The 26,749-nt window shown below is 73.5% G+C and carries 27 protein-coding genes; 15 read left to right on the top strand and 12 right to left on the bottom strand.

What is annotated here, in order from left to right:
• The first annotated feature begins 223 nt into the window (after positions 1–223).
• Positions 224–1,735: a 30S ribosomal protein S1 gene (gene rpsA / locus IE311_RS06075; protein WP_015032828.1), complete on the top strand. Its 1,512-nt coding sequence runs from the start codon at positions 224–226 to the stop codon at positions 1,733–1,735.
• 152 nt (positions 1,736–1,887) lie between these two features.
• Here the strand turns inward: rpsA and IE311_RS06070 are convergent, their stop codons facing one another.
• The gene (locus tag IE311_RS06070; RefSeq protein ID WP_189830522.1) at positions 1,888–2,835 is read right to left on the bottom strand and encodes a right-handed parallel beta-helix repeat-containing protein; all 948 of its coding nucleotides are present in this window, start codon (positions 2,833–2,835) and stop codon (positions 1,888–1,890) included.
• Positions 2,836–3,099: 264 nt separating this feature from the next.
• Here IE311_RS06070 and IE311_RS06065 point away from each other — a divergent pair, with 264 nt between their 5' ends.
• The 3 genes from IE311_RS06065 (at position 3,100) to IE311_RS06055 (ending at position 5,148) form a co-directional block, all read left to right on the top strand.
• The gene (locus IE311_RS06065; protein WP_189830521.1) at positions 3,100–4,038 is read left to right on the top strand and encodes a PAC2 family protein; all 939 of its coding nucleotides are present in this window, start codon (positions 3,100–3,102) and stop codon (positions 4,036–4,038) included.
• A gap of 57 nt (positions 4,039–4,095) precedes the next feature.
• Positions 4,096–4,698 carry a dephospho-CoA kinase gene (coaE, locus tag IE311_RS06060; protein WP_189830520.1) on the top strand — a complete coding sequence of 201 codons (603 nt, stop codon included), beginning with the start codon at positions 4,096–4,098 and terminating at the stop codon, positions 4,696–4,698.
• 81 nt (positions 4,699–4,779) lie between these two features.
• Positions 4,780–5,148 (top strand): tetratricopeptide repeat protein, encoded by a 369-nt coding sequence (locus IE311_RS06055; RefSeq protein ID WP_189830729.1) that lies wholly within the window; start codon positions 4,780–4,782, stop codon positions 5,146–5,148.
• A 33-nt stretch (positions 5,149–5,181) separates the two neighbouring features.
• Here the strand turns inward: IE311_RS06055 and IE311_RS06050 are convergent, their stop codons facing one another.
• Positions 5,182–5,451, bottom strand: a complete 270-nt coding sequence (locus IE311_RS06050) for a DUF6343 family protein (RefSeq protein ID WP_189830519.1) — start codon at positions 5,449–5,451, stop codon at positions 5,182–5,184.
• A gap of 77 nt (positions 5,452–5,528) precedes the next feature.
• On the bottom strand, positions 5,529–5,867 hold the full coding sequence (locus IE311_RS06045; protein WP_189830518.1) for a hypothetical protein: 339 nt from the start codon (positions 5,865–5,867) through the stop codon (positions 5,529–5,531).
• Between the two features lie 209 nt (positions 5,868–6,076).
• Between IE311_RS06045 and IE311_RS06040 the strand changes: the two genes are divergently transcribed.
• From IE311_RS06040 to IE311_RS37195, 3 genes are all read left to right on the top strand, one after another.
• Positions 6,077–8,938, top strand: coding sequence for a DEAD/DEAH box helicase (locus tag IE311_RS06040; protein ID WP_189830517.1), 2,862 nt, complete (start codon positions 6,077–6,079; stop codon positions 8,936–8,938).
• The gene (locus tag IE311_RS06035) at positions 8,935–10,203 is read left to right on the top strand and encodes an SWIM zinc finger family protein (RefSeq protein ID WP_189830516.1); all 1,269 of its coding nucleotides are present in this window, start codon (positions 8,935–8,937) and stop codon (positions 10,201–10,203) included. Before IE311_RS06040 ends, IE311_RS06035 begins: the two co-directional genes overlap by 4 nt.
• A gap of 124 nt (positions 10,204–10,327) precedes the next feature.
• Complete coding sequence (locus IE311_RS37195; protein WP_189830515.1) at positions 10,328–11,122, top strand: chaplin; 795 nt, start codon at positions 10,328–10,330, stop codon at positions 11,120–11,122.
• A 47-nt stretch (positions 11,123–11,169) separates the two neighbouring features.
• Here IE311_RS37195 and IE311_RS06025 read toward each other — a convergent pair whose 3' ends face one another.
• The 3 genes from IE311_RS06025 to IE311_RS06015 all read right to left on the bottom strand — a co-directional run bounded on the left by IE311_RS06025 (position 11,170) and on the right by IE311_RS06015 (position 13,629).
• A complete protein-coding gene (locus tag IE311_RS06025) occupies positions 11,170–11,859 on the bottom strand; it encodes a DUF2293 domain-containing protein (protein ID WP_189830514.1) in 690 nt (229 codons plus the stop codon).
• Positions 11,860–11,872: 13 nt separating this feature from the next.
• Entirely contained in the window at positions 11,873–12,331 is a 459-nt protein-coding gene (locus tag IE311_RS06020; protein WP_189830513.1) for a hypothetical protein, read from the bottom strand.
• An 86-nt stretch (positions 12,332–12,417) separates the two neighbouring features.
• Entirely contained in the window at positions 12,418–13,629 is a 1,212-nt protein-coding gene (locus IE311_RS06015; protein WP_189830512.1) for a pyridoxal phosphate-dependent aminotransferase, read from the bottom strand.
• Positions 13,630–13,720: 91 nt separating this feature from the next.
• Between IE311_RS06015 and IE311_RS06010 the strand changes: the two genes are divergently transcribed.
• Positions 13,721–14,362, top strand: coding sequence for a winged helix-turn-helix transcriptional regulator (locus tag IE311_RS06010; protein WP_189830511.1), 642 nt, complete (start codon positions 13,721–13,723; stop codon positions 14,360–14,362).
• 130 nt (positions 14,363–14,492) lie between these two features.
• Here IE311_RS06010 and IE311_RS06005 read toward each other — a convergent pair whose 3' ends face one another.
• Positions 14,493–14,846: a MerR family transcriptional regulator gene (locus tag IE311_RS06005; protein WP_195831974.1), complete on the bottom strand. Its 354-nt coding sequence runs from the start codon at positions 14,844–14,846 to the stop codon at positions 14,493–14,495.
• Between the two features lie 26 nt (positions 14,847–14,872).
• A complete protein-coding gene (locus tag IE311_RS06000; protein WP_229901750.1) occupies positions 14,873–15,655 on the bottom strand; it encodes an SDR family NAD(P)-dependent oxidoreductase in 783 nt (260 codons plus the stop codon).
• A gap of 43 nt (positions 15,656–15,698) precedes the next feature.
• On the opposite strand from IE311_RS06000, the gene IE311_RS05995 reads away from it, so the two are divergent.
• Both IE311_RS05995 and IE311_RS05990 read left to right on the top strand, forming a co-directional pair.
• Positions 15,699–16,181: a hypothetical protein gene (locus IE311_RS05995; RefSeq protein WP_189830509.1), complete on the top strand. Its 483-nt coding sequence runs from the start codon at positions 15,699–15,701 to the stop codon at positions 16,179–16,181.
• 13 nt (positions 16,182–16,194) lie between these two features.
• Positions 16,195–16,830 carry a nucleoside/nucleotide kinase family protein gene (locus tag IE311_RS05990; RefSeq protein ID WP_189830727.1) on the top strand — a complete coding sequence of 212 codons (636 nt, stop codon included), beginning with the start codon at positions 16,195–16,197 and terminating at the stop codon, positions 16,828–16,830.
• A 160-nt stretch (positions 16,831–16,990) separates the two neighbouring features.
• On the opposite strand, the gene IE311_RS05985 is transcribed toward IE311_RS05990, so the two are convergent.
• Positions 16,991–17,914, bottom strand: coding sequence for a carbohydrate kinase family protein (locus IE311_RS05985; RefSeq protein ID WP_189830508.1), 924 nt, complete (start codon positions 17,912–17,914; stop codon positions 16,991–16,993).
• The gene (locus IE311_RS05980) at positions 17,911–18,897 is read right to left on the bottom strand and encodes a pseudouridine-5'-phosphate glycosidase (RefSeq protein WP_229901749.1); all 987 of its coding nucleotides are present in this window, start codon (positions 18,895–18,897) and stop codon (positions 17,911–17,913) included. The genes IE311_RS05985 and IE311_RS05980 overlap by 4 nt, the downstream gene beginning before the upstream one ends.
• Before the next feature lie 273 nt (positions 18,898–19,170).
• Here IE311_RS05980 and IE311_RS05975 point away from each other — a divergent pair, with 273 nt between their 5' ends.
• The 4 genes from IE311_RS05975 (at position 19,171) to IE311_RS05960 (ending at position 23,503) form a co-directional block, all read left to right on the top strand.
• Positions 19,171–19,527 carry a cupin domain-containing protein gene (locus IE311_RS05975; protein ID WP_189830507.1) on the top strand — a complete coding sequence of 119 codons (357 nt, stop codon included), beginning with the start codon at positions 19,171–19,173 and terminating at the stop codon, positions 19,525–19,527.
• A gap of 296 nt (positions 19,528–19,823) precedes the next feature.
• Positions 19,824–21,164 (top strand): discoidin domain-containing protein, encoded by a 1,341-nt coding sequence (locus tag IE311_RS05970; RefSeq protein ID WP_189830506.1) that lies wholly within the window; start codon positions 19,824–19,826, stop codon positions 21,162–21,164.
• A complete protein-coding gene (locus tag IE311_RS05965) occupies positions 21,164–22,504 on the top strand; it encodes an MFS transporter (RefSeq protein WP_189830505.1) in 1,341 nt (446 codons plus the stop codon). The genes IE311_RS05970 and IE311_RS05965 overlap by 1 nt, the downstream gene beginning before the upstream one ends.
• A gap of 3 nt (positions 22,505–22,507) precedes the next feature.
• Positions 22,508–23,503 carry a TolB family protein gene (locus IE311_RS05960; protein ID WP_189830504.1) on the top strand — a complete coding sequence of 332 codons (996 nt, stop codon included), beginning with the start codon at positions 22,508–22,510 and terminating at the stop codon, positions 23,501–23,503.
• 100 nt (positions 23,504–23,603) lie between these two features.
• On the opposite strand, the gene IE311_RS05955 is transcribed toward IE311_RS05960, so the two are convergent.
• Both IE311_RS05955 and IE311_RS05950 read right to left on the bottom strand, forming a co-directional pair.
• Positions 23,604–24,896, bottom strand: a complete 1,293-nt coding sequence (locus IE311_RS05955) for an MFS transporter (protein ID WP_229901748.1) — start codon at positions 24,894–24,896, stop codon at positions 23,604–23,606.
• Between the two features lie 66 nt (positions 24,897–24,962).
• Positions 24,963–25,529 (bottom strand): methylated-DNA--[protein]-cysteine S-methyltransferase, encoded by a 567-nt coding sequence (locus IE311_RS05950; protein ID WP_189830503.1) that lies wholly within the window; start codon positions 25,527–25,529, stop codon positions 24,963–24,965.
• 277 nt (positions 25,530–25,806) lie between these two features.
• Between IE311_RS05950 and IE311_RS05945 the strand changes: the two genes are divergently transcribed.
• Complete coding sequence (locus IE311_RS05945) at positions 25,807–26,706, top strand: MHYT domain-containing protein (RefSeq protein ID WP_189830502.1); 900 nt, start codon at positions 25,807–25,809, stop codon at positions 26,704–26,706.
• The last annotated feature ends 43 nt before the right edge of the window (positions 26,707–26,749 follow it).

Raw genomic sequence — 26,749 nt, 5'->3', positions numbered from 1 at the left:
CCCTGTCCGGCCGCCCCCGTATGCTAAAGGTTGCGCTGCGGGCCTGCGCGCCTCAGACGGAGCAGGCCGCGCTCGTACCTGTTGTATGTCCCCTCGGTTTTCGAGGCTCCTCCCGTTCGCGGGAAGGCCGCCTCATTGGCTGTCCGGCTTCTCTTGGTGCGATACGGGCTCTCGGCGTAGCAGTACCTACGACTTTCTGTCCGTAACCGGAGCCCTTTCCCACATGACGAGCAGCACCGAGACCACCGCCACCAGCACCACCCCGCAGGTTGCGGTCAACGACATCGGTAACGAGGAAGCCTTCCTCGCCGCGATCGACGAGACGATCAAGTACTTCAACGACGGCGACATCGTCGACGGCGTCATCGTGAAGGTCGACCGGGACGAGGTCCTGCTCGACATCGGTTACAAGACCGAAGGCGTGATCCCGAGCCGTGAGCTCTCGATCAAGCACGACGTCGACCCGAACGAGGTCGTCAAGGTCGGCGACGAGATCGAGGCCCTGGTTCTCCAGAAGGAGGACAAGGAAGGCCGCCTGATCCTGTCCAAGAAGCGCGCTCAGTACGAGCGTGCCTGGGGCACGATCGAGAAGATCAAGGAAGAAGACGGCATCGTCACCGGTACCGTCATCGAGGTCGTCAAGGGTGGTCTCATCCTCGACATCGGCCTCCGTGGCTTCCTGCCGGCCTCCCTCGTCGAGATGCGTCGCGTCCGCGACCTCCAGCCCTACGTGGGCAAGGAGCTCGAGGCGAAGATCATCGAGCTGGACAAGAACCGCAACAACGTGGTCCTGTCCCGCCGCGCCTGGCTCGAGCAGACCCAGTCCGAGGTTCGCCAGACGTTCCTCACCACCCTGCAGAAGGGTCAGGTCCGCTCCGGCGTCGTTTCCTCGATCGTCAACTTCGGTGCCTTCGTGGACCTGGGTGGCGTCGACGGTCTCGTGCACGTCTCCGAGCTGTCCTGGAAGCACATCGACCACCCGTCCGAGGTTGTCGAGGTCGGCCAGGAGGTCACCGTCGAGGTTCTCGACGTGGACATGGACCGCGAGCGTGTCTCCCTGTCGCTGAAGGCGACGCAGGAGGACCCGTGGCAGCAGTTCGCCCGTACGCACCAGATCGGTCAGGTCGTCCCGGGTAAGGTCACCAAGCTGGTTCCGTTCGGTGCGTTCGTCCGCGTGGACGAGGGCATCGAGGGTCTGGTCCACATCTCCGAGCTGGCCGAGCGCCACGTGGAGATCCCGGAGCAGGTCGTCCAGGTCAACGACGAGATCTTCGTCAAGGTCATCGACATCGACCTCGAGCGTCGTCGCATCAGCCTCTCGCTGAAGCAGGCCAACGAGTCCTTCGGTGCCGACCCGGCCTCGGTCGAGTTCGACCCGACCCTGTACGGCATGGCCGCGTCCTACGACGACCAGGGCAACTACATCTACCCCGAGGGCTTCGACCCCGAGACCAACGACTGGCTCGAGGGCTTCGAGACCCAGCGCGAGGCCTGGGAGACCCAGTACGCCGAGGCGCAGGCTCGTTTCGAGCAGCACCAGGCTCAGGTCATCAAGTCCCGCGAGGCCGACGAGGCCGCCGCTGCCGAGGGTGCTGCCGCCCCGGCCGCCGGCAACGCCGGTGCGGGCATCTCGGGTGGTTCGTACTCCTCGGAGTCGGACGACAACTCCGGCGCCCTGGCGTCGGACGAGGCGCTTGCCGCCCTGCGCGAGAAGCTGGCCGGCGGCCAGAGCTGAACAGGCTCTCCGCTGAGCGCTAGCCGCTAGCGAAACGAGGCCCGCTCCCCTTCGGGGGAGCGGGCCTCGGTCGTTCTCCGGCCCCGTTCGCGTACGGACCGGCTCGGGGAGCCGAGCCGGTGGGTGGTTCAGGGGCACTCCCGAGCGGTGGTTCAGGGGGTGACGGGGATGTTCGTCAGGCCGTTGCCTCCGGTCACCGTGTTCGAGGCGTACACCGTGGTCGGGCAGGAACCGCTCCGGTTGGTGACGTTGATCGCGAGCCGCTGGGAGCCGGTCGCGCCCGTCAGGTTCGAGCGATTGCCCCGGAAGACGGTCCCGCAGCCCCAGCCGCTCTGCTGGGTGTGGGTCTCGAAGCCGTTGTTCGTCGTGTTCACCCCGGTGTTGCCCTCGACGAGGACGCCGTTGCCCTTCACGTCGACCCAGGAGTCGTCGTAGTTGGCGCCGGTGAGACCACGCCCGTCGAAGGTGTTGCCGACGATCCGCGCCCCGGTGGTGCCCTCCTTGATGTCGACGCTCTCGCCGCCGACGTCCGGCCCGATGACGTTGTTCAGGATCTGCGCGTTGTCGCTGCGGTCGGCGAGGTTGCCGGCGCTCCCGACGTACACCCCCTCGCCCATGCCCCGGCCGTCGTTCCCCGTGTCGTAGATCCGGGAGTTCTTGAGGACGCCGTTCTTGCTGGAGTTGCGGAAGTGGACGCCTTCCATGTCCAGGTCGTGCACGGTCACCCCGTCGATGACCACGCCGTCGGCGGTGTCGGCCATGATCCCCTTCTGGCCGCCGGTGAGGGTGATGCCCTTGACCGTCCAGTACGAGGCGCCGTTGAGATGCAGCCCGTAGCCGCCGCCGGCGGTCAGCACCGCGCGCGAGGAGCCGGTCAGGGTGATCCGGGCCGAGGAGGTGCCCGGGGTCGTGGCCTTGAAGTTCCCGGTGTACGTGCCGTCCGCGAGGTGGATCGTGTCGCCGGGCCGGGCGTTGGTGAGCGCCGTCTTCAGCTGGGCGGCGGTCGAGACCTCGACGGTCGCCGCCGAGGCGGGGGTGGTGACGAGGGGGACGGCGAGGAGGGCGGGGAGCAGGGGGAGGAGCAGCGTTCGGGTGCGCATGGGATGCCTTCCGTACGGGGGCGAGGGGGGTGTTCCTGTATGTGCACGATGGTCGGGATGCTGAACGCGATGCTGTCCCGAGACGGTAGGGAGGGGTGGTGGGCATGTCAAGGTCTGGACCAGTGGCCGGAGTTCGCCGACCCCGGGCGCGGCAGGTCCGTGAGCGACGTCGGTGGCGGAGCGCGCGCCGGAAGATCACGCCGCACGGGAATGGCGGTGCGGTGCGAGACGTTCCCAGAGAGGACACGAGGAGGAGCGGTAATCGTGCTTGATCCCCAGGATTTGTACGAATGGGACCCGAAGGGCCTGGCCGTCGTCGACCTGGCTCTGGCGCAGGAGTCGGCCGGGCTGGTCATGCTGTACCACTTCGACGGCTACATCGACGCGGGCGAGACCGGTGAGCAGATCGTCGAGCGGCTGCTCGACACGCTGCCCCACCAGCTGGTGGCCCGCTTCGACCACGACCGGCTCGTGGACTACCGGGCCCGCCGCCCGCTGCTGACCTTCCGGCGCGACCGCTGGACCGCGTACGAGACACCGTCCATCGAGGTCCGGCTCGTCCAGGACGCGACCGGCGCGCCCTTCCTGGTCCTCTCCGGCCCGGAGCCGGACGTGGAGTGGGAGCGCTTCGCCGTCGCCGTCCGGCAGATCATCGAGCGCCTCGGCGTGCGTCTCTCCGTCAACTTCCACGGCATCCCCATGGGCGTGCCGCACACCCGTCCCGTCGGACTCACCCCGCACGGCAGCCGCACCGACCTCATGCCGGGCCACCGCAGCCCCTTCGACGAGGCCCAGGTCCCGGGCAGCGCCGAGGCCCTCGTCGAGTACCGGCTCACCGAGTCCGGCCACGACACCCTCGGTGTCGCCGCGCACGTCCCGCACTACGTCGCCCGCTCCCCGTACCCGGACGCGGCGCTGACCGCCCTCGAGGCCGTCACGGCCGCCACCGGCCTCGTCCTCCCCGGTGTCGCCCACTCCCTGCGGACCGAGGCCCGGCGCACCCAGACCGAGATCGACCGCCAGATCGGCGAGGGCGACGAGGAGCTGGTCGCGCTCGTGCAGGGTCTCGAGCACCAGTACGACGCGGCGGCCGGCGCCGAGACCCGCGGCAGCCTGGTCGCCGAGCCCGTCGACCTGCCGTCGGCGGACGAGCTCGGCCGAGAGTTCGAGCGCTTCCTCGCCGAGCGGGAGGGCGACGCCTGAGCCGCCGGGGCAGGCCCGACGCCCGGGCCGCCGGAGGCAGGCCCTAAGCTGCCGCTCATGCTGAAGGTGGGCCTGACCGGCGGGATCGGCGCCGGCAAGAGCGAAGTGTCACGGCTGCTCGTCTCGTACGGGGCCGTGCTGATCGACGCGGACCGGATCGCCCGCGAGGTCGTCGAGCCCGGAACGCCGGGGCTCGCGGCCGTCGTCGAGGCCTTCGGGGACGACATCCTCACCGAGGAGGGGACGCTCGACCGGCCCAGGCTCGGCTCGATCGTCTTCGCCGACGCCGACCGCCTGGCCACGCTCAACGCCCTCGTCCACCCCCTCGTCGGCGCCCGGTCGGCGGAGCTGGAGAGCCGTGCGGGTGAGGGCGACGTCGTCGTCCACGACGTACCCCTGCTCACCGAGAACGGCCTCGCGCCGCTGTACGACCTGGTCGTGGTCGTGGACGCGTCCCCCGAGACCCAGCTCGACCGGCTCGTACGGCTCCGCGGCATGGCCGAGTCCGAGGCGCGGGCCCGGATGACCGCCCAGGCCACGCGGGAGCAGCGACTGGCGGTCGCGGATCTCGTGATCGACAACGACGGGCCGCTCGACGCGCTCGCACCGCAGGTGCGGAAGGTCTGGGACGAGCTGGAGCGCAGGGCGGCGACGGCATAGCGTCCGGCCCGCCGTGCGCCCGCGGAATGCGGGTGCCGGGTCCGGTGTTCAACCACCGGATCGAGGGGGAAGGATCCCATGGTGGCCGACAGAAACCCGGAAACGCACGTCATCGACTTCCGCGCCGCCGAGCATCTGCTGGCCGCGCGGGACCCTCGGGGCGCCCTGAAGCTGCTGGACTCGGTGATCGCCGCCCATCCCGAGAACACCGCTGCGCGCCTGCTGCGTGCCCGGGCGTTCTTCGCCGCCGCGCAGCTGCGTCCGGCGCAGCTGGAGTTCGAGCTGGTCCTGGAGCGTGAACCGGACAACGCGTTCGCGCACTTCGCGCTGGCCCGCACCTTCGAGCGCTCGGGTCTGACCGCCCAGGCGACCCGCCACTTCCGACTCGCCGCCGCGCTCGACCCCAAGCCGGAGTACCTCCAGGCGGCGGGCTTCGACACGGAGCGGTAGGGCCGGTGCGGCGGGGCCGGGTCGGCGGGGCGCTCAGCGTCCCCTTCCGCCGTGATCCGGCTCGTACGGCGGGATGTTCCGGCCCGGCTGCCAGTGCGGGCCCTGACGCATGTGCCGCACCACCATCACCAGGTCGCAGACGACCACCAGGAACAGCACCCCGCACGCCGCGGCCCAGCCGGGACGGCCCACCAGCGAGAACACGGTCGTGCCGAAGGCGGCCCACAGCAGTCCCCACACACCCAGCCAGAACCGCATGCGCAGGGGACTGCGCGCGGTCGCCGGTTCGTTCCCGGAACGCATGACGCTCACCGTCTCCCCTCCGAGCCCCTCGGAGGACACCTCCAGGATGGACCCGGCGGAGGGGTCGGGGGAACCGGTCAGTGGACGACGCTGTAGCTGCGCCACGGCAGGGCGCCCGGCGCGACCCGGTAGCTGGTGTTCATGGGGAGGTAGATGTTGTGCTCCCCCTTGCAGTCGGGCGTCGCGTACAGCCTGATGTCGACCAGGGTGTTGTTCTCGACCCGGTGCACCCCGCTCGGGGCGAGGAGGCGGTGGCAGCCGTTCACCGAGGGGCTCGTCACGGTCACCACGACCTCACGCTCCGTCTCGTACGAGAGCGTGCCGACCATGGTGCGGCCCAGGCTCGAACAGCCGGCGACGGCGAAGGTGAGCAGCACGGCCCCGGCAGCCGTCGTGAGACGCCGGCGAACGGACATGGCGGTTCCTCTTCTGTCGGAGTTCGGGTCCGCGGTGCGGCGGCACCTCGGGTTCCACCCGGTACAGGCCACCTTCGTGCCCGGGGGGTCCGGTGTCATCCGCTGCTGGGCCGCCCGGGCGAACCCGCCTGGCGGCCGTTGTCAGACCCCGGTCGTAAGGTCGGAGGTCCGGTCGTCGATCGTCACCCGGTGGAAAGGAGCGCGGAGCCGTGGCACACACCTGGATCAGCAGCGCCGCCGTGTTCCTGCCGGCCGCCCTGCCCCGCGAGGGCCGGGTCGCCTTCTGGGCCCCGGACGGCGGTGCGCTTCCCGACCCGGCGCACGGCGGCGCGGAGCGCGTCGAGCTGACCGTCGCCCGGCGCCACGGCAGCGGCGCCCGGAGCCGTGCCGTCCCCGCCCTGACCCTGCCGATCGACTCCGCCCTGCCCCATCTCGTCGCGGCCCGCCACCACCCGGCCGCGCACCCCGCCACGGCCGGCTGGGGAGCCGCCGCGCTGCACGCCCTGCACCTGGCGGCCCGCGGCCGCATGCTGCCGGGGCTCACCGCCGACGACCTGGACGCCTGGCGGGCCGGGCCCCTGGACGCCGACGACATCGCCCATCTGCGGGCCGTCGCCGCCGCCCTGCCGTACGAGGCGCACGCCGTGCCCGTTCCCGGGCGCGGCGCGCTGCGGCTGCCCGATCCCGAGGCCCTCGTCCGCGCCTTCCTCGACGCGGTCGCCGACACGCTGCCCCGTACCCCTGCCGCCGCTCACGCGGTGGGGGCGCCGTTCGCGGCCCGCGCGCCCCAGCACCTGCCCCGCGCGCGTGCCTGGGCGGCGGAGGCGGCGGCCGGGATGGACGCGGGCGTCCGTGTCTCGCTCCGCCTGGACCTCTCGCCGTACGAACTGTTCGACGCGGATGCCGGCGGCACCACCGACGGTGCCGCCGCGACTCCGAGGGGCGAGCGGCACGCCGCCGCCGCGCTCCTCCAGATCCACAGCCTCGCCGATCCGACCCTCGTCATCGACGCCACGGCCCTCTGGGCGGGGGACGGCGAGCACTTCGGGCCCCGGGCCCGGATCGACGCCGTGCTCGCCCTGCGCCGGGCCGCCCGCGTCTGGCCCCCGCTCGCCCGGCTCCTGGAGCGGGACGTGCCCGACGTCCTCGCGGTCACCGAGGACGAGCTGTACGAGCTGCTCGGCCCGGCCGCCGCCCGGCTCGCCGACGCGGGGGTCGCCGTCCACTGGCCGCGCGAACTCGCCCGCTCGCTCGGCGCCTCCGCCGTCGTCAGGGCCGCCCACGCCGCACCCGGCTCCGCGACCGACGGCACCGCCTTCTTCGACAGCGAGGAACTGCTGCGGTTCAACTGGCAGCTGGCCCTCGACGGCGATCCGCTCACCGAGCGCGAGATGGACCACCTGGCCGAGGCCCACCGGCCCATCGTGCGGCTCCGGGACCAGTGGGTCGTCCTCGACCCCGATCTCGTCCGCAAGGCCCGAAAGCGGGAGCTCGGCCTGCTCGAACCGGTCGACGCCCTCGCCGTCGCCCTCACCGGCACCGCCGAGGTGGACGGGGAGACCGTGCCCGCCGTCCCCGTCGGGGCACTCGCCGCGCTCCGCGACCGGCTCCTCGCCGGCCCCGAGGACGTGGAGGCTCCGCCCGGCCTCACCGCCACCCTCCGCGACTACCAGCTGCGCGGCCTCGCCTGGCTGGACCTGATGACCTCGCTCGGACTCGGCGGCTGCCTCGCCGACGACATGGGCCTCGGCAAGACCGTCACCCTCATCGCCCTCCATCTGCGCCGCGCCCGCCGCGCCCCCACCCTCGTCGTCTGCCCGGCGTCCCTGCTCGGCAACTGGCAGCGGGAGGTGGGGAAGTTCGCCCCCGACGTGCCCGTCCGGCGCTTCCACGGCGCCGAGCGCGACCTCGACGCCATCGAGGGAGGCTTCGTCCTCACGACCTACGGCACGCTGCGGACCAGCGCCGCCCAACTGGCCCGCCGCGAGTGGGGGATGGTCGTCGCCGACGAGGCCCAGCACGTCAAGAACCCGTTCTCCGCGACCGCGAAGGCGCTGCGCGAGATCCCCGCACCCGCCAGGGTCGCCCTCACCGGCACCCCCGTGGAGAACAACCTCTCGGAACTCTGGGCGCTCCTCGACTGGACCACCCCCGGTCTCCTCGGCCCGCTCAAGGCCTTCCGCTCCCGGCACGCCCGCGCCGTCGAGAACCACGAGGAGATCGAGCACGAGGAGGCCGTCGAGCGGCTCGCCCGGCTCGTGCGCCCCTTCCTGCTGCGCCGCCGCAAGTCCGACCCCGGGATCGTCCCCGAGCTGCCGCCCAAGACGGAGTCGGACCATCCCGTCTCCCTCACCCGGGAACAGGCCTCGCTCTACGAGGCGGTCGTCCGCGAGACCATGGCGCGGATCGAGGAGGCCGAGGGCATGGCCCGCCGGGGCCTCGTCATGAAGCTGCTGACCTCCCTCAAGCAGATCTGCAACCACCCCGCGCAGTATCTGAAGGAGGAGGCCCCGCGCGGCAGCGGGACCGCTCGGCTCGCGGGCCGCTCGGGGAAGCTCGCCCTGCTCGACGAGCTCCTCGACACGATCCTCGCCGAGGACGGCTCGGTGCTCGTCTTCACCCAGTACGTGTCGATGGCGCGGCTCCTCGCCGACCATCTGGCCGCCCGCGGCATCCAGGCCCAACTCCTCCACGGTGGCACCCCGGTGGCCGAGCGGGAGCGGATGGTCGACCGTTTCCAGGCCGGTGAGATCCCCGTCTTCCTGCTCTCCCTCAAGGCCGCGGGCACCGGCCTCAACCTCACCCGGGCCGGCCATGTCGTGCACTACGACCGCTGGTGGAACCCGGCCGTCGAGGAACAGGCCACCGACCGGGCCTACCGCATCGGCCAGACCCAGCCGGTGCAGGTCCACCGGCTGGTCGCCGAGGGCACGGTCGAGGACCGGATCGCCGAGATGCTCCTCGCCAAGCGGGCGCTGGCCGACGCCGTCCTCGGCTCGGGCGAGGCCGCCCTCACCGAACTCACCGACCGGGAGCTCGCCGACCTGGTGTCCCTGAGGAGGCCTTCGTGACCACGCCACGGGGCGCGCGGGGAGCCGCCCCCCGCCACGACGACCGCCGCCGCAGCTTCCCGCAGGTCGCACCCCGCGAGGCCCCCGACGGGCGGTTCGCCGCCACCTGGTGGGGCAACGCCTGGGTGGACGCCCTGGAGGACACCGCCCTCGACCCGGCCCGCCTCGCCCGGGGGAAGGCGTACGCGGGACGCGGCCATGTCGACGCGATCACCGTCACCCAGGGCCGGGTCGTCGCCTACGTCCACGGCAGCAGGCCCCGCCCGTACCGCACCGAGATCAGGATGCGGACCCTGGGCGACGACGGCTGGGAGCGGTTCCTCGAGGAGGCCACCGCACGCCCCGACCACATCGCCGCCCTGCTCGACAAGGACGTGCCCCACGCCCTGGAGGCGGTCACCGGACTGCTGCCCGCGCCCGGCGATCTCGTCCCCGACTGCTCCTGCCCGGACGACGGTTACCCCTGCAAGCACGCCGCGGCCCTCTGCTACCAGGCCGCCAGACTCCTCGACGAGGACCCGTTCGTCCTCTTCCTGATGCGCGGCCGCGGGGAGCAGGAGCTCCTCGCCGAGCTCACCCGGCGCAACGCCGCGCTGTCCGCCGCCGAGGCGACCGCCGCCCCGCCCCCGATGCCCACCGTCCCCGCCCGCGCGGTGATCGCCGCGACGGAGCGCCCCGCGCCGCCGCTTCCCCCGCCGCTGCCCCTCCCGGACCGGCCCGGCCGCCCCGCGGTCTTCCCGCCCGACCCCGACGCCCCCGACCCGCTCGCCCTCGACCTCCTCGCCTCCGAGGCCGCCGTCCGCGCCCACACGTTCCTCGTCACCGGGCACGACCCGGTCGCCGCGCTCACCCCGTGGCAGGACGCCGTCCGGCTGGCCGCCGCGCACCCGGGTTCCGGGCTCACCGCCTCGACCCGCGCCCTCTACCGCGACCTGGCCTACGCGCTCGACCGCACCCCCACGGACCTCGCCCGGGCCGTCGCCGCCTGGCGGCAGGGCGGCGCCGCCGGTCTCGCCGTGCTCGAGGAGCCCTGGGACCCGCCGGCGGGTCCGTTCGACCGGGCCCGACCCGCCCTGCTCGCCGCCGACTTCCCCGCCTTCCGCCCCTGGCGCAACCGGCTCTCGACCGAGTCCCTCCAACTCCGCCTGGGCCGGGACGGCCTCTGGTACGGCTACGAGTCGGACGCCGGCCGTGAGGACTGGTGGCCGCGCGGCGCCCCCGATCAGGACCCGGTCGGCGCCCTCACCGACCTGCTGGGACACTGACCGACACTCGAACGGACCCCACTCGATGGAGTGAAACCGGTCAACGGCCGGATCCGGCACGTGCGTTTGTCGCGTTGATTCCGGTACGGGCACTTGCCCGCACACCTCCGGAAGGCAGGAAGCCATGAGGCAGATTCGCCGAAGTGGTCTGGCCACACTGTTGGTCACGGGTGGGGCGCTCGCCCTCTCGGCCGGCGCCGCGCACGCCGACTCCGGCGCGCAGGGCGCCGCGGTCGGTTCGCCGGGCGTCGGCTCCGGCAACACGGTTCAGCTGCCGGTGCACGTGCCGGTCAACGTCTGCGGGAACACGGTCAACGTCGTCGGTCTGCTCAACCCGGCCTTCGGCAACCGGTGTTCCAACCACTCCACCGAGAAGGAGCCCGACGGCTACGGCTCGGAGGACGGCGGCGGCCGGTCCCACAAGGACCTGCCCGGCACCCCGCGCGGTGGCGAGCAGGCCGGCGGTCAGCACGGTGGCGGATCCTCCGACGGCGGCTCCTTCAACGGCGGCGGGTCCACGTCCGAGACCCATGTCGCGGGATCTCCCGGCGTCCTCTCCGGGAACGGCCTCCAGCTCCCCGTCGACCTCCCCGTGAACATCAGCGGGAACTCGGTCAACGTGGTCGGCATCGCCAACCCGGTCTTCGGCAACACCTCGGTGAACGGCCCCTCGAAGCCCGAGCAGCCGATCGAGACGCCGACCCCCCGCCCGCAGACCCCCGTCCGGAACGTGCCGGTCCCGCAGACCGAGACCGAGACGGAGAAGCCGGCCCCCGCGCCGCAGGGTGAGACGAGCCCGGTCGCGCTGGCCGCCACCGGTTCGGACAGCGTCGGCTACGCCGCCTCCGCGAGCGCCGCGCTGCTGCTCGGCGGGGCCCTGCTGTACCGTCGCGCGCGCCGCGCCGGAGACCAGGCCTGAGGGTCCCGCCCTCGCGGCCCGGCCGACGTGCGCCGACACCCGAGCTGTCAGCCCCGTCCACGGCCGGGGGCGCTCTCGCCGCCGCGACGCCAGGCCCGGAGCACCGTCTCGATGGCGGGAGCGACCCTCGTCCGGGCCTGGTGTCGGGGAACCCCGCCCATCAGCAACGAGTCGTACGGTGTGTCGACATGCCGTACGGAGGCGCGCACCGCGGCCGTGACGGCGCCGCGGTCGAGCGAGCGGCCCGCCGCGGTGCGCCCCACTCGCCCGCTGCCCTTCGCCGAGGCGTGGACGGCGATCTCCGTGGCCCGGTCCGCCGGGCAGGACGGGAAGAGCCGCACGATCTCGGCGAGGAGGACCTCGGTGATCTCCGCGTCGAGTGCCGCACGACGCACCGCGTCCCGCGCCCGGCGCCTGGCCCGGGCCTCCGCGTCGGCCAGGCAGGCCGATTCCGCTTCGGCGAGAGCGGTCTCCTCGACGAGGAGGCCCTGACGCTCGTACCGCGTACGGCGCCGGTTGTGACGTACGACCACGGCCCAGAGGGCGCTGCCCTCGCGGGCCCGGCGGGTGAGCGCCGTGTCGCCCCGGCGCAGGAAGACGAGATGCCCGAGGTCGGCGCAGTCGAGACAGACCGGGGAGTTGAACTCGACGATCATCCGCTCCAGCGGTCCCCGCAGGCACTCCGAGCAGCGGCGGCGACGCAGCGGTTCGACGACGACGGGGGCGACGAGGTCCATGTCCGCACCCCGTTCAGCGGAGGCCGGGCGCGGCGGCTGCGATGAACACGGCGAGTGCCTCCTTCGCCTGCGCGGAGCGGCGGGCGCGTTCCGCCTCGCCCTCCGCCTCGTGCATGCAGTGGGTCTCCTCGAAGGCACGCTCGGCCAGTCGTCGCACGTCCGGGTCGTCGCACACCAACTGGACGCGGAACAGGGCCTGCCGGGCGTTGGTGCGCCGACGGTAGGAGGCGTGACGGGACTCCTCGGCCTCCTCCGAGCCGGGCTCCTTGAACGCCCGGAACCAGCGGTCGTTCTGGCTGTGCCGGTAGTCGACGACCGCGCCCGCGTAGGCGCTGTAGGTCGCGATCCGTTCCTGGCGCAGTTGTTCCGTCCGGGCCAGCGAAGCCGTGCGCTCGGTGGCCCGTCCCTGGAACCAGTGGGTGGCGATGACGCCCAACAGGGTTCCCGCCACGGCTATCAGCGCCACATCCATGACCGACCGCCCCTCCCGTCCCCCTCGGACCCTCCGGCCCGTGGATCCTCAGTCCTTCAGATCATGACAGGAGGGAGGGGGGAACGTCACTGCCGGTAGCCGCTGAGGAAGCGGCCGATGCGGCTGATCGCGGCGTCGAGGTCGTCGGCGTACGGCAGGGTCAGGATGCGGAAGTGGTCCGGTCGGGGCCAGTTGAAGCCGGTGCCCTGGACGACCTGGATCTTCTCCCGCAGGAGCAGGTCGAGGACGAACTTCTCGTCGTCGTGGATCTTGTGCACCTTCGGGTCGAGGCGCGGGAAGGCGTACAGCGCCCCCTTCGGCTTCACGCAGGAGACGCCCGGGATCTCGTTGAGCTTCTCCCAGGCTCGGTCGCGCTGTTCGCGCAGCCGGCCGCCCGGGGCGGTGAGTTCGTGGATCGACTGGCGGCCGCCGAGCGCGGCCTGGATGGCGTACTGGGCGGGGGCGTTGGGGCAGAGCCGCATGGAGGCCAGCATGGTGAGCCCCTCCAGGTAGTTCCTGGCGTGCTGCCTGGGTCCGGTGACGACCAGCCAGCCGGAGCGGAAGCCCGCGACCCGGTAGGTCTTGGAGAGCCCACCGAAGGTGAGGACGACCAGGTCGGAGGCGAGGGAGGCGGCCGGGTAGTGGACCGCCTCGTCGTAGACGATCTGGTCGTAGATCTCGTCGGCGAAGACCATCAGGCCGTGGCGGCGGGCGAGATCGAGGATCCCCTCGACGATCTCCTTCGGGTAGACCGCGCCGGTGGGGTTGTTGGGGTTGATGATGACCACGGCCCGGGTCCGGTCGGTGATCTTCGACGCCATGTCGTCGAGGTCCGGGTACCAGTCGGCCGACTCGTCGCAGAGATAGTGCACGGCCTTGCCGCCGGCGAGGGTCGTGACCGCCGTCCACAGCGGGAAGTCGGGGGCGGGGATCAGGACTTCGTCGCCGTCCTCCAGAAGCGCCTGCACGGCCATGGAGACGAGCTCCGAGACGCCGTTGCCGAGGAAGACGTCGTCGACGTCGACCTCGGGGAGACCCATGGCCTGATAGCGCTGGGCCACGGCGCGGCGGGCGGAGAGGATGCCCCGGGAGTCGGTGTACCCGTGGGCCTTGGGAAGCATCCGGATCATGTCCTGGACGATCTCCTCGGGCGCCTCGAAGCCGAAGAGCGCCGGGTTGCCGGTGTTGAGGCGCAGGACGCTGTGGCCCGCCTCCTCCAGCGCGTTGGCGTGCTCGATGACCGGGCCCCGGATCTCGTAACAGACCTCGCTCAGCTTGCTCGACTGCCGGAACTCCATGTCCGACCTCCCCAGGTCCCCGGAATCAGTGTTGCTTGGTTTTACCAAGTTCCAGCTTGGAAAGTCCAACAACATGTCTAGACTGCGTCGCATGCCACGTCAGCCACGCCGCCGCAGCTACGACCAGCACTGCGCCGCCGCGCGCGCCCTCGACCTCGTCGGCGACCGCTGGACCCTGCTCGTCGTCCGCGAACTCCTCGCCGGGCCGCGCCGCTACACCGACCTCCATGCCGACCTCCCCGGCGTCAGCACCGACATGCTCGCGGGCCGTCTCAAGGACATGGAGGGCGCCGAGCTCGTCACCCGCCGCCGACTGCCCCCGCCCGCCTCGGCGTTCGTCTACGAACTCACCCCGCGCGGCCGTGACCTGCTGCCCGTGCTGCGCACCCTCGCGGCCTGGGGCGCGCCCGACCTGGGCGAGCCGCGCCCCACCGACGCCGTCCGCGCGCACTGGTACGCCATCCCGCTCCTCGGGGCGATCGCCGAGCTGGGCGCGGGGGTCGTCCAGGTGACCCTGGACGAGGGCGAGTTCCATGTACGGGTCGGGAACGACGGAACGGCGTCCTACGGGGACGGGGTGTTCGGGGTCGGTACGACGGAGGTGCCGGACGCCCGGCTGAGGACCGACACGGCGACCTGCCGGGCGCTCGCGAGCGGGGAGCTGACGCTGGCCGAGGCGATCGAGGCGGGGCGGGCGGCTCTCGAACGGCCCGTGGGGGCGGCCGGGGCGTAGCCCGACCGCGGGCGCGATCGGCCGAACCGCGATCGGCCGGACCGCGATCGGGCCGGTCGGGATCGGCTCGGCCGCGGTCGGTCCCGTCGGGTCCGGTGTCACCGGGATCGGCTCGGCCGTGGTCGGCCCGTCAGCGGCCCGACTCCACCGCCAGGCTGCGTGCCAGCCGGTCCCGGGCCTCGGTCTGCGCGGCGATCCGCGCGTCGAGCACGGCCAGCCGCTCACGGGCGATCTCCAGGCCACGGGCGGACGGCGGGGCCGAGGGCATGTCCCCGTCGAGGCAGGAGCGGAACGCGGAGACGTCGTCCAGGGTGAGCCCCGCGGCCAGCAGATACCGGATGTTCGCCACGCGGGTGACGGCACCGTCCCCGTACACCCGGTAGCCGTTGGCCGCGCGCTCCGACGCGATCAGCCCCGCCGTCTCGTAATGGCGCAGGGCGCGCGGCGACGCCCCCGTCCGCCGGGCCAGTTCACCGATACGCACGGGCGCCACCTCCTCGCCCAGTCGTATCACGCGACCAGCGCGCCCCCGTCGACGGGCAGCACGGTCCCCGTCAGGAAGGCGGCCTCCGGCGCCGCGAGCGTGGTGATCGCCCAGGCGACCTCCTCGGGCCTGCCGATCCGCCCCAGCGGGGTGTGCGCGAGCTGCCATGCCCGCAGTGCCCTCAGCTTCTCGGGGGAGAGGCCCGAGTGGTCCGCGATCGGGGTCTCGATCGCACCGGGAGCGACCGCCACCACGCGTACCCCGTCGGGCGCGAGCTCCACCGCCCAGCAGCGGGTCAGGGTCTCCAGGGCGCTCTTCGTCGCCGGATAGACCGAGTTGGCCGGCCAGCCGCGCTGCCCGATCGTCGTCGTCACGTTCACCACGACGCCCCGGGACGCGCGGAGCGCGGGAACGGCGGCCCGGGTGAGCAGGACCGGGGCGACCAGATTGGTCTCGAGGAGCGGGGCGATCACGGAGCGGTCGAGGGTTTCCAGCGGGCCTCCCTTGGCGATCCCGGCGTTGTTGACGAGCACGTCGAGACTGCCGTGGGCGGTCAGGGCCGCTCCGACGACGTCCTCGGGGGCGCCCTCCGCGGTGATGTCGGCGACGAACGGGTGGATGCCGGGATGCCCCTCGGCGGTCTCCCGCAGCGGCTCCTTCCGGCGGCCGACGGCGAGGACCGTCGCCCCCTGCGCTGCGAACGCGCGGGCGGTGGCGCGGCCGATGCCGGTGCCCGCGCCGGTGACGACGACGACCCTGCGGGGTGCGGTGCCGTCCATGGAAGCGGTGGTCATGAAGGGAGTGGTCATGAATTCGATGGTCGGACCCTGACGCCAATGGCAGGGTCAAGGCGTGACGTACGACGAACCGCACGAACTGTGGTCGGCCCTGACCTGGGAGACCCGCCGGCACGTGGACGCCGAGGTGATCCGGCGGAGACGGCTCACGGCGGTCCTCGCGATCCGGGAGTCCGGCCTCCTGCCCGAGCCGGATCTGAACGACTGCGTCGCCCTCGTCGGCGTACGCGAGGAGATCCTGGCCGACCGGCTCGTACCGCTGCCGCGCACGGACGTGGACACGCTCGCGGCGGATGTCGCGGTGCTGCCCCGCCGGCCCGTCGCCCTGGAACTGGAGTGGGACGGGGACACCTGGGGCTGGATCCTGCTGCTCGTCGCCGTCCTTCCCGGCCCCGAGTCGCGGCCGCACCAGCTGGCCCAGTGGCAGGAGGTCGTCTGGGAGGAACCCCTCGCCACGGCGCGGGCCCTCGCGGACCGGCTCGGCGTGCCCCTGAGCGGCCCCGGGGACGACGGGCCCGCGGGCCTGCGGGCAGGATGAACGGATGAGCGGGATGCGATACGAGGCGATCACCTGGGAACGGCTGGCGGAGACGCTCGCCGGGCGGCTCGACGCGCCGGCGCCGGCGGAGGGTGACGCGTGGCTCAAGGTCGGCATCGACGGACCGCCCGCCGCACCCGGGGGCGAGCTCGCCGGGCTGCTCGCCGAGGCGCTGCGGACGCGCGGGCGCTCCGTCCTCGTCGTGGGGACCGCCGGCTTCCTGCGGCCCGCGTCGCTGCGGTACGAGTACGGGAAGCAGGACCCCGACGCGTACTACGACGGGTGGACCGACACCGGGGCGCTGTGGCGGGAGGTCTTCGGGCCGCTGGACCCCGGCGGCACCGGGAGGGTGCTGCCCGATCTCTGGGACCCGGTGAGGGACCGCGCGACCCGCAGCCCGTACGCGACGCTGCCCCCCGGTGGGGTGCTCCTCCTGCACGGACCCTTCCTGCTCGGCCACTGGTTCCCCTTCGACCTCACCGTGCACCTGCGGCTCTCCACCGCCGCCCTCGCCCGGCGTACCGAGGAGGCCTGGACCCTCCCCGCCTTCGCCCGGTACGAGACGGAGGTCGAGCCCGGTACGGCCGCAGACGTGGTCGTCCGCGCGGACGACCCGCGCCACCCGGCCTGGACGGGGTTCGGAGACTAGGCCGTCTCTTCCGGATCTCGCCCGGCCGGGGCCGACGGGTCCGCGCCGCCCCGGCCTGCGCCTCCCGGCACGGGCCTTCCGGTCCGCGCCTCCCGGCACGGGCCCGTCGGCCGTCCGTCACCGTCAAAGTCACGGTCACCGTGACCGTCGGGCCGTCCCCTCATCCCGTCAGCCGGCCACCCGGTTCGTTCGCCGGTCTGCCGCCCATCAGCGTTACCGCCTCCGCGCCCGCCCGGCAGCCCGCCTCGGTGGCCTTCGCCGGGTCGGCTCCCGCGAGCCGGGCCGCCAGGAAGGCGCCGGTGAACGCGTCACCCGCGCCCGTCGAGTCCACCGGCCGCGCCGGAGGCGCCGCCACCCGCGCGGTGACCGCGCCGTCCTCGGCGACCAGGGCGCCCGCCGCCCCGAGGGTGACCACGACCAGCGGGAACCGGCGGCTCAACTCGGCCGCCGCCACCTCCGGATCGTCCCGGCCGGTGAGCGACCGGGCCTCGTCGGCGTTGGGCAGCAGGACCTCCGCGCCGTCCGCGGCCGCCAGGAACAGATCCACCCCCAGCTCCGCCAGGAACCCCGCCGAAGCCGGGTCCACACTCACCGGGACCCCCGCGTCCCGGGCGTCCCGCAGCGCCAGCCGGGCGGTCTCGCGGCTCGGCGCGGCGAAGAACAGATAGCCGGAGAGATGCAGCCGGGCCACGCCGTCGAGCAGGCCGGCCGACCAGTCGCCGGGGGAGAGGCGCAGGGCGGCGCCGCTGTCGGTCAGGAAGGTGCGCTCCGCCGAGGAGTCCACGAGCGCGATCACGGTCGCCGTCGCCGCCTCCGCGTCCCGGACCAGCAGGGGGCGCACGCCCGCACCCCGCAGCGCCCGCTCGTGCCAGTCGGCCGCGTCCGTCCCGACCCGGCCGAGGATCCGGACGTCGGGGCAGCCGGAACGCACCGCCCAGCAGGCCGCGTTGGCTCCGGCGCCGCCCGGCAGCGTCCGTATCTCCGCCGCCGTGTCGGTCGCGGGCGCCAGTGGGGTCCGGTGCCGGGCGACGACGTCCGTGACCACGTCCCCGACGACGAGCAGCGCACCCGCCGCCGGGCTCACCGGCCGCCCGCGCCGAACGAGGCCCCGCCGCCGGACGCCGCCCCGGAGCCGCGCGCGGGGTCGGCGGTGCGCGCCGCCCCCGCCCCGTACGCCCCGGCGATCCTCGCCGCGAGCCGCACATTGCCCCGGACCGCCGCCAGGTTGGCCTCCAGGGACGCCCCTTCCGTGTGCACCGTCAGATATTCGAGGAGGAACGGTGTCACCGCCTGCCCGGTGATCCCCTTCTCCTTCGCCGCCGTCAGGCCGCCCGCGAGCACCCGGTCGTGCAGGGCGGGATCCAGCTGCTCCGCCGGCGGCACCGGGTTGGCCACGATCAGCGCCGCCCGCGGCCCGCCGAGCCGGTCCTGGGCCCGTATCACCCCGGCCACTTCCTCAGGGGTCCGCAGCGTCCAGTCCACGGGCTCGCCCGAGGAGGCGAGATAGAAGCCGGGGAAGTGGTCCGTGCCGTACCCGACGACGGTCACACCGAGCGTCTCCAGACGCTGGAGCGTCGCGGGCACGTCGAGGATCGACTTGACCCCGGCGCACACCACGGTGATCCCGACCCGGGCGAGCAGCCGCAGGTCGGCGGATTCGTCCTGGGTGTCGGTCCACTCCCGGTGCACCCCGCCGAGGCCCCCGGTCGCGAACACCCGTATGCCGGCCGCGTCCGCGAGCCAGGCCGTCGCCGACACCGTCGTCGCCCCGGTCACGCCGGTCGCCAGGGCCGGGGCCAGGTCGCGGTGCCCCAGCTTCCGTACCGCGGGGTCCTCGGCGATCCGGGTCAGGGCCGGCCGGTCCAGGCCGACCCTGGCCGTGCCGTCGACCACGGCGATCGTGGCGGGGACGGCGCCCCCGGCCCGCACCAGCTCCTCCAGCTCCAGGGCCACGGCCAGGTTCCGCGGGCGCGGCAGGCCGTGGGCGATGATCGTCGATTCCAGCGCGACGACGGGACGCCCCTCGTGGAGCGCCTCGCGTACCTCTTCGGACACCTGTGTGGACATGTCCCATTCCTGGCGCGACCACAGGTCCCGCAAACCTCGCCGGCGAGCTCCGGCCACCCGGTGGGGGCGCCTTCGGATTCCGTCACGGAGCTCCCGGAGTCGTCCTCCGCGGCGGCCGCGCCACCCGTCCGGCGCTGCGGCGAAGGGCTCGTGCGGATTTCGTCGCCGCCGCTGGATCCGGGTATCGCGCCTGGTGGGAGGCGAAACGGAGGGTTTCCCTCCAGCCGGTCCCGGCCTCGGACCGGCTCCGGACCCCCGCTACAGTCACCGCCCATGACGACACATGACCAGCCCTCCTTCGCCGTGCACATCCCCGACGCGGAGCTCGAGGCGGAGCCCCTCGACCCCGCCCAGATCGTCTCCGGCACGCCCGAGGTGACGGGCAGGGTGCTGTGGGAGTCCGCCGACGGCAAGCAGCTGCGCGGCATCTGGCAGATCACGCCCGGCGTCGTCACCGACACCGAGGCCGACGAGCTCTTCGTGGTGGTCTCCGGCCGGGCGACCGTCGCCGTCGAGGGCGGGGCCACCCTGGAGATCGGACCCGGCGACGCCTGCGTGCTGCGCGAGGGCGACAGGACGACCTGGACCGTCCACGAGACCCTGCGCAAGGCGTACCACATCAGCCTCTGAAGTGGCCGGGGACGGCCGCGAGTCGAGAGTCTGGTAGGAAACCTTCCTATCGGCTAGCATCCCCGGCAGCGGCTTGGCGCGGCGCCCCACCCCAAGGGGCGTGACGCGCTCAGCGAGAGCTCTGACCCGGCCGCCGAGCACCACCCCGCCGTGTGGCGCCCCGAATCGCCACCCGGCCGGTCGCCCGTGTCCGTACCCCACGGCACGGGCGCCCCGGCCCGCCGCCGCGCGGCCGGCCCGTGGTGCGCAGCACCGGTGTCCAGCTCTCGCCGACCCCCAGGCCAGGGAGCCCAGGTATGCGCCTGAACGCCTCCGCCCCACCACGCCGCACCACCACCCCCCTCCCCTTCGTCCTCGCCGCCGTGCTGCTGCTCGTCGGCGGCCTCCTGCTCGCCCTTCCCGACCGGGCCGGAGCCGCCGCCGACGTCCTGATCTCCCAGGGCCGCCCGGCCACGTCCTCCTCCGTCGAGGACAGCACCTTCGGCCCGGAGAAGGCCTTCGACGGCGTCTCCACCACCCGCTGGGCCAGCGCCGAGGGCGTCGACCCCCAGTGGATCCGGGTCGACCTCGGCCCCTCGGCCACCGTCTCCCGCGTGAAACTCGTCTGGGAGGCCGCGTACGCCAAGGCCTACCGCGTCGAGATCTCCGCCGACGGCACCACCTGGACCCGCCTCGCCACCGAGACGGCGGGCAACGGCGGCACCGACGACTGGACCGGACTCACCGGCCAGGGCCGCCACCTCCGCGTCTACGGGACCGCCCGCGGCACGTCGTACGGCTACTCGCTCTTCTCGGTGGAGGTCTACGGCACCACCGGCACCACGGAGCCGCCCACCGGCGCCTTCACCGTCGTCGCGGCCGGTGACATCGCCGCCCAGTGCACGGCCTCCAGCAGTTCCTGCGCCCACCCCAAGACGGCCGCCCTGGCCCAGCGGATCGCGCCGTCCTTCTACCTGACGATGGGCGACAACCAGTACGACGACGCCCTGCTCTCCGACTTCCGCAACTACTACGACAAGACCTGGGGCGCCTTCAAGGCGAAGACCCGGCCCGTGCCCGGCAACCACGAGACCTACGACCCGGCCGGCCCGCTCGCCGGCTACAAGTCGTACTTCGGCTCGATCGCCTACCCGCAGGGCAAGCCCTACTACAGCTACGACCAGGGCAACTGGCACTTCGTCGCCCTCGACTCCAACTCCTTCGACGACGCCGCGCAGATCCAGTGGCTCAAGGACGACCTCGCGCGGAACACCAAGGGCTGCCTCGCCGCCTACTTCCACCACCCGCTGTACTCCTCCGGCGGCCACGGCAACGACCCGGTCTCCAAGCCGGTCTGGCAGATCCTCTACGGGGCCAAGGCCGACCTGGTCCTCAACGGACACGACCACCACTACGAGCGGTTCGCCCCGCAGGACCCCAACGGGCGGGCCACCGCCGACGGCATCGTCGAGATCGTCGGAGGCATGGGCGGCGCCGAGCCCTACGACATCGAGACCGTCCAGCCCAACAGCCAGAAGCGGATCAGCGGTCCGTACGGCGTCCTGAAGCTGGACCTCACCGACACCACCTACACCTGGCAGTACGTCGGCACCGACAACCAGGTCAAGGACTCCGGCCCGACCTACACCTGCCACTGATGTACCTCGCGACCACCGGTCGCCGCGACGCGCCGCCCACCCCCTCGGGGGTCCGGCGGCGCGTCCCGGGCACCGTCCTCGCCCTCGGCGCGGTCAGCCTGGTCACCGACATCTCCTCGGAGATGGTGACCGCCGTGCTGCCGCTCTACCTGGTCCTCGGACTGGGCCTCTCCCCGCTCCAGTTCGGGCTGCTCGACGGCCTCTCCACCGGAGCCACCGCACTCGTCCGGCTCCTCGGCGGCGCCACCGCCGACTGCGGCGGCCGCCACAAACAGGTCGGCGGAATCGGCTACGCGCTCTCCGCCTGCTCCCGGCCCGTCCTCCTCCTCGCCGGCGGCGCGACCGGCTGGATCGCGACCGCGCTCGCCGCGGACCGGCTCGGCAAAGGCGTCCGCACCGCCCCGCGCGACGCCCTCATCACGCTGCACAGCCCACCCGAGGACCTGGGCCGGGCCTTCGGTACGCACCGCGCCATGGACACCACCGGCGCCCTCCTCGGACCCCTGGCCGCCTTCGCCCTGCTGTGGGCGACGGCCGACGCGTACGACGCCGTCTTCGCCGTCAGCTTCTGCGTCGGCGCGTTCGGTGTCCTGCTCTGGGTGCTCCTCGTCCCCGGGCGGAACCCGGCCGACGGGAAGAGCCCGACCGATCCGCCGCCACGCGCGCGTGCCGGGTCCCGCGCCGGGCTCCCCGCCGGCTTCCGCGCCGGGCCCCTCGCCGGGCTGCGCTCGCCCGCGTACCGCCGGATCGTGCTGTGCGCCGGGCTCCTCGGAGCCGCCACCGTCGGCGACTCCTTCCTCTATCTGCTGCTCCAGCGGCGGCTCGCGTTCGACGCGACCTGGTTCCCGTTCCTGCCGCTCGGCGCGGCCGCCGTCTATCTGCTGCTCGCCGTGCCCGCCGGACGCCTCGCCGACCGGACCGGACGGCGCGGACCCTTCCTGTACGGGCACGGGGCCCTGCTCCTCGCCTACGGACTGCTGCTCGCCCCGCTGCCCGACACCGCGGTCCTCGTGGGCGTCCTGCTGCTGCTCGGCGTCTTCTACGCGGCCACCGACGGCGTCCTGATGGCCCTCGCCGGGCCCTTCCTGACCGAGGGCAGGCACGCCGGCGGCCTCGCGGTCGTCCAGACCGCGCAGGCCCTCGCCCGGGTCGGAGCGGCCGTCGCGTTCGGTGCCGTCTGGACCGCGAGCGGGCCCGGGACCGCGCTCGTCGCGGCCACGATCGCCCTCACGGCCGCCCTCTGCTGCGCCGCGCGCCTGCTGCCCGCCACCCCCTCGGGCAACGGCGACCCTCAGCCGTCCGAGAGCCTCGCCCCCGATCCCTCCGAGAGGACCGACTGACCCATGTCCGCCCCGACCGGCGCCCGTCCGTCCACCCGCACGCGCGTGTGGATCCTCGTCCTCGCCCTGCTGCTGCTCGGCGGCGGGGCCACCGCCTACACCCTGCGGGCGGCCTCGGGGCGCGAGGCCGCGACCACCGGCACCGCCGACCCCGGCTTCACCCTCGACGCCGCCACCGGCGCGCTCTACACCCGGGACACCGCGAGCGGGCGGGTCGCGCGCGTCGACCCGTCCGCGCCCGGCGGCCGGGTGGCGGGCGGCCCCTCCTGCGACCGTTTCCACGCGGCCGGTTCCACCGCCCTGTGCCTTCGGCGCAGGCCGGGCGTCCCGGCCCGCTCGTACGCTCTCGTGCTCGACCGGCGGCTGCGCGAGGTGCGCCGCATCGCGCTGCCGGGCATCCCCAGCAGGGCCCGGGTCTCGGCCTCCGGGAACATGCTCTCCTGGACGATGTTCGCGACCGGCGACTCGTACGCGCGCTCGTCCTTCTCGACCCGCACCTCGATCCTCGACCTGCGTACCGGGTACCTGGTGAAGAACATCGAGCAGATCCCCCTCACCCTCGGCGGCCGCCGCCACCACGCCCCCGACGTCAACTACTGGGGCGTCAGCTTCGCCGCCGACGACAACCGCTTCTACGCCACCGTCTCCACGGGCGGCCGCACCCATCTCGTCGAGGGCGACATGCGGAACTGGTCGGCCCGGGCCCTTCGGGAGAACGTCGAATGCCCGTCGCTCTCCCCGGACGGCACCCGGATCGCCTTCAAGAAACGGGTCTCCGAGGGCCCGCGCGAGCCGTGGCGGCTGTATGTGTACGAGGTGGCCACCGGACGCGAACACGCGGTCGCCGAACGGCGCGGCATCGACGACCAGGCCCTGTGGACCGACCCGGACACCCTGGCCTACGGGTACGGGGGAGACGTCTGGGAGGTGCCGGCCGACGGCACGGGAGCGCCACGCCGACTGGCGAGCGGGGCGTCCTCCCCGTCGGTGCCGAACTGACCGACGACCGTACGGAGGTGACGTACCGGCCGGCGGAGGTGCCGCACCGGCCGGCGGCGGTGCCGCACCGGCGGTGCCGCCCGGACCGGCCGCGCGGACCTCACGCCTTCCGGAGCGAGCCCCGGATCGCGAGCGCCGCCATCGGCAGCAGCAGACACGCGGCGATCGCGTTCAGCGAGCCGTACCCCGCCCGCGCGACGATCAGACCCGCCGCGAGCCCGCCGACGCCGGCGGCCGTGTTCATGATGAAGTCGGAGAGCCCCTGGACCGCCGCGCGGGCGGCCTGCGGCACCGAGTCCGTGAGCAGCGCCGAACCGGACACCAGCCCCGCCGACCAGCCCAGACCGAGGATGAACAGGCCGAGGGCGGTGCGGCCGTGGCTGGGCCCCGCCGTGCCCGCGACGAGCGCCGCCAGACCGATGAGACCGACCGCGAGCCCGATCACCGACAACCTCCCCAGCCGGTCGGAGAGCCAGCCCATCAGGGGCGAGAAGGCGTACATGCCGGCGATGTGCCCACTGATGACGAGCCCGATCAGCTGGATGTCCGCCCCGTGGTGGGTGAGGGCCACCGGCGTCATCGACATGATCGACACCATCGCGGTGTGCGAGCCGGCGACGGTGACCACGGCGAGCCGGGCCTTCGGGGACTCCCGTACGGCCCGCATCCCGGCCCGCAGGGAGCGTTCCTCCGGCGCCTCGCCCGTGCCCGTCTCGTGGAGCGCGCGGGCGGTGAGGAGCGGATCCGGGCGGAGCAGCACGGCCACCACGACCGCCGCCGCCACGAAGACTCCGGCGGCCCAGACGAAGGGGCCTGCGGTGGCCGGTATGCCCAGGCCGGCGACGCTCTCCCCGGCCGGCGCGGCGATGTTCGGGCCGAGCACCGCCCCGATCGTCGTCGCCCACACCACCGTGGAGATGGCCCGCGCCCTCCGGTCGGGTTCGGCGAGGTCGGCGGCGGCGAAGCGGGCCGCCAGGTTGGCCGAGGACCCGGCGCCGAAGCCGACGAGACCGAGCAGCAGCAGCGGGAAGCTCTCCACGACCGCCCCGAGCACCGCCACCCCGGCACCGACCGCGCCGATGAGGTACGCGAGGACCAGCCCGGCCCGGCGCCCGCGCGAGGCCATCAGGGCGGCCAGCGGCATGGCGAGCAGCGCGGGCCCGGCCACGGTCGCCGTCGACGCCAGCCCGGACAGGGCCTCGGAGCCGCTGACGTCCCTGGCCAGGACGGCGGAGAGCGCGACGCCGGTGGCGATGCCGAGGCCGCCGAGTATCTGGGTGGTGATGAGTACGGCCTGCACGCGCCTGCGCAGGGCCGGGAGCTCGGCGGGGGTGACGGAGGCGGATATGTGCGCGGGCAGGATGGCGTCAGGGGCACCGGGGCTGTGGGTCACTGACGTGAGTGTGCCAGCCGTCCCATCCGAGGGGAACGGCCCGTACCCCGGAGGTGAAACCCCTGATCAGAACAGGGGCGCGGGCAGTACGCCCTCCAGGGCGAGCAGCTGCCGCTTGGTCTCCGTACCGCCCCCGAAGCCGCCGAGTCCGCCGTCGCTCTCCACCACGCGGTGGCACGGCACCACCACCGGCAGCGGATTGGAGCCCATGGCCGCGCCGACCGCCTGGGCCGCTCCCGGCTGCCCCACGCGCCTGGCCAGCTCCCCGTACCCGACGACCGTGCCGTACGGCACACCGCTCGCCAGCTCGCGCAGCACCGTCCGGTTGAAGCCGGTCGTCAGGCTCCAGTCCAGGGGCAGGTCGACATCGCCCGGCTCGCCGGCGAAGTACCGGTCGAGACGGCATATCGCTTCCGCGAGCAGTCCCGAGGCGCACTCCACCGGCGCCGTGCCGAGCCGGCTCGCCAGCCGGCCGAGCATGTCCTCCCGCCGTGCCGCGTCGGCGTGGAACTCGACCCGCACGAGCCCCCGCCCGGTCGCGGCGAGGAAGAGCGGCCCGATGGCGCTCTCCATGACCGTCCACTCCACCGGGACGGCCCGCCCGTCACCCGTCGGCCCCGCTTCGATGTCCATGCCGCCCACGGTACGGCCCGCCACCGACAGCGGGGTCGCGAACGCCTCCCGCCCCCCGACCCGCCGCCGCTCCGCCACCGCCCGCGGACGCCTCCGGGAGGGCCGGGGCATCGCCGCCAAGATCACGGACCGGTCTCGCTCAGGTCTCACGACCGGAAATTCCCCGGTCACGTGGTCGTGAGGCGCGCGGCGCGCCATAATCTCGCCCCGGTAGTACTACCCAGCGGTACCGACTGTTTTCGGACGACGTGGCACCAGGGGTGGAGGACACACGCTCATGCAGGGCACGGTCGACGGATTCAGCTACGGGCTCGTCACGCCGGTGGCGGCCTTTCTCATGGCGTGCCTGGGCGGCGCCCTCGGCCTCCGGTGCACCACGAGATCGCTCCGCCACCGCGACAGCTTCAAGGCGGGCTGGCTCGCCCTCGGCGCCACCTCCATCGGCACCGGCATCTGGACCATGCACTTCATCGCCATGATGGGCTTCTCGGTCCGGCAGGCGCCCATCAACTACGACCTGCCCATCACGTTCGCCAGCCTGGGCGTCGCCGTGCTCATGGTCGGCATCGGGATCTTCATCGTCGGGTACCGGGGGGCGACCGCCCTCACCCTGGTCACCGGCGGCACCATCACCGGCCTCGGCGTGGCCACCATGCACTATCTGGGCATGGCCGGGATGCGTCTCCAGGGGCGCATCGAGTACGACACGCTCACCGTCGCGCTGTCGGTGGTCATCGCCGTCGTGGCCGCCACCACGGCCCTCTGGGCGGCCGTCTCCGTCCATGGATTTCTGGCCAGCCTCGGCGCGAGCCTGGTGATGGGCGTGGCCGTCAGTGGTATGCACTACACCGCCATGTCGGCCGTGAGCGTGCACCTGCACGGCACCGAGCCCGTCACCGGCACCGGCGACACCGCCACCTCGCTGTTGCTGCCGATGCTGATCGGCCCGGCGGTCTTCCTCATCCTCGCCGCGGTCGTGGTCATGTTCGACCCACTGCTAGTCATGGGCGACCCGGATTGGCAGCGGTCCGCGGCCCGGGCCCCGCGCCGCCCGGGAGTGCCCGCTCCGCGCCACGTGCCCTCCTACGGCGAGCCCGCCAACTGGACGGCCCGGCCCGCCGGCCGGGGGGCCCGCAGGAGCGTCCCCCGGGGCGGCCACCGCTCACAGGACTGGTGACGGAGGGCCGCCGCGGGCCGATCGCCCCCCGAGTGTCAGTGCC

This window comes from Streptomyces zaomyceticus (assembly GCF_014656215.1).
GTDB lineage: Bacteria > Actinomycetota > Actinomycetes > Streptomycetales > Streptomycetaceae > Streptomyces > Streptomyces zaomyceticus.
This window is presented reverse-complemented; position numbering and strand designations above follow the sequence as displayed.

Coding starts and splice junctions, on each gene's coding strand:
- IE311_RS06025 (WP_189830514.1), bottom strand. CDS start 11,859: ATGGACCTCGTCGCCCCCGTCGTCGTCGAACCGCTGCGTCGCCGCCGC.
- coaE (WP_189830520.1), top strand. CDS start 4,096: ATGCTGAAGGTGGGCCTGACCGGCGGGATCGGCGCCGGCAAGAGCGAA.
- IE311_RS06070 (WP_189830522.1), bottom strand. CDS start 2,835: ATGCGCACCCGAACGCTGCTCCTCCCCCTGCTCCCCGCCCTCCTCGCC.
- rpsA (WP_015032828.1), top strand. CDS start 224: ATGACGAGCAGCACCGAGACCACCGCCACCAGCACCACCCCGCAGGTT.
- IE311_RS05965 (WP_189830505.1), top strand. CDS start 21,164: ATGTACCTCGCGACCACCGGTCGCCGCGACGCGCCGCCCACCCCCTCG.
- IE311_RS05950 (WP_189830503.1), bottom strand. CDS start 25,529: ATGGACATCGAAGCGGGGCCGACGGGTGACGGGCGGGCCGTCCCGGTG.
- IE311_RS05980 (WP_229901749.1), bottom strand. CDS start 18,897: ATGTCCACACAGGTGTCCGAAGAGGTACGCGAGGCGCTCCACGAGGGG.
- IE311_RS06020 (WP_189830513.1), bottom strand. CDS start 12,331: ATGGATGTGGCGCTGATAGCCGTGGCGGGAACCCTGTTGGGCGTCATC.
- IE311_RS05990 (WP_189830727.1), top strand. CDS start 16,195: ATGCGATACGAGGCGATCACCTGGGAACGGCTGGCGGAGACGCTCGCC.
- IE311_RS06000 (WP_229901750.1), bottom strand. CDS start 15,655: ATGACCACTCCCTTCATGACCACCGCTTCCATGGACGGCACCGCACCC.
- IE311_RS05960 (WP_189830504.1), top strand. CDS start 22,508: ATGTCCGCCCCGACCGGCGCCCGTCCGTCCACCCGCACGCGCGTGTGG.
- IE311_RS37195 (WP_189830515.1), top strand. CDS start 10,328: ATGAGGCAGATTCGCCGAAGTGGTCTGGCCACACTGTTGGTCACGGGT.
- IE311_RS05970 (WP_189830506.1), top strand. CDS start 19,824: ATGCGCCTGAACGCCTCCGCCCCACCACGCCGCACCACCACCCCCCTC.
- IE311_RS06045 (WP_189830518.1), bottom strand. CDS start 5,867: ATGTCCGTTCGCCGGCGTCTCACGACGGCTGCCGGGGCCGTGCTGCTC.
- IE311_RS06050 (WP_189830519.1), bottom strand. CDS start 5,451: ATGCGTTCCGGGAACGAACCGGCGACCGCGCGCAGTCCCCTGCGCATG.
- IE311_RS06015 (WP_189830512.1), bottom strand. CDS start 13,629: ATGGAGTTCCGGCAGTCGAGCAAGCTGAGCGAGGTCTGTTACGAGATC.
- IE311_RS05975 (WP_189830507.1), top strand. CDS start 19,171: ATGACGACACATGACCAGCCCTCCTTCGCCGTGCACATCCCCGACGCG.
- IE311_RS06010 (WP_189830511.1), top strand. CDS start 13,721: ATGCCACGTCAGCCACGCCGCCGCAGCTACGACCAGCACTGCGCCGCC.
- IE311_RS05945 (WP_189830502.1), top strand. CDS start 25,807: ATGCAGGGCACGGTCGACGGATTCAGCTACGGGCTCGTCACGCCGGTG.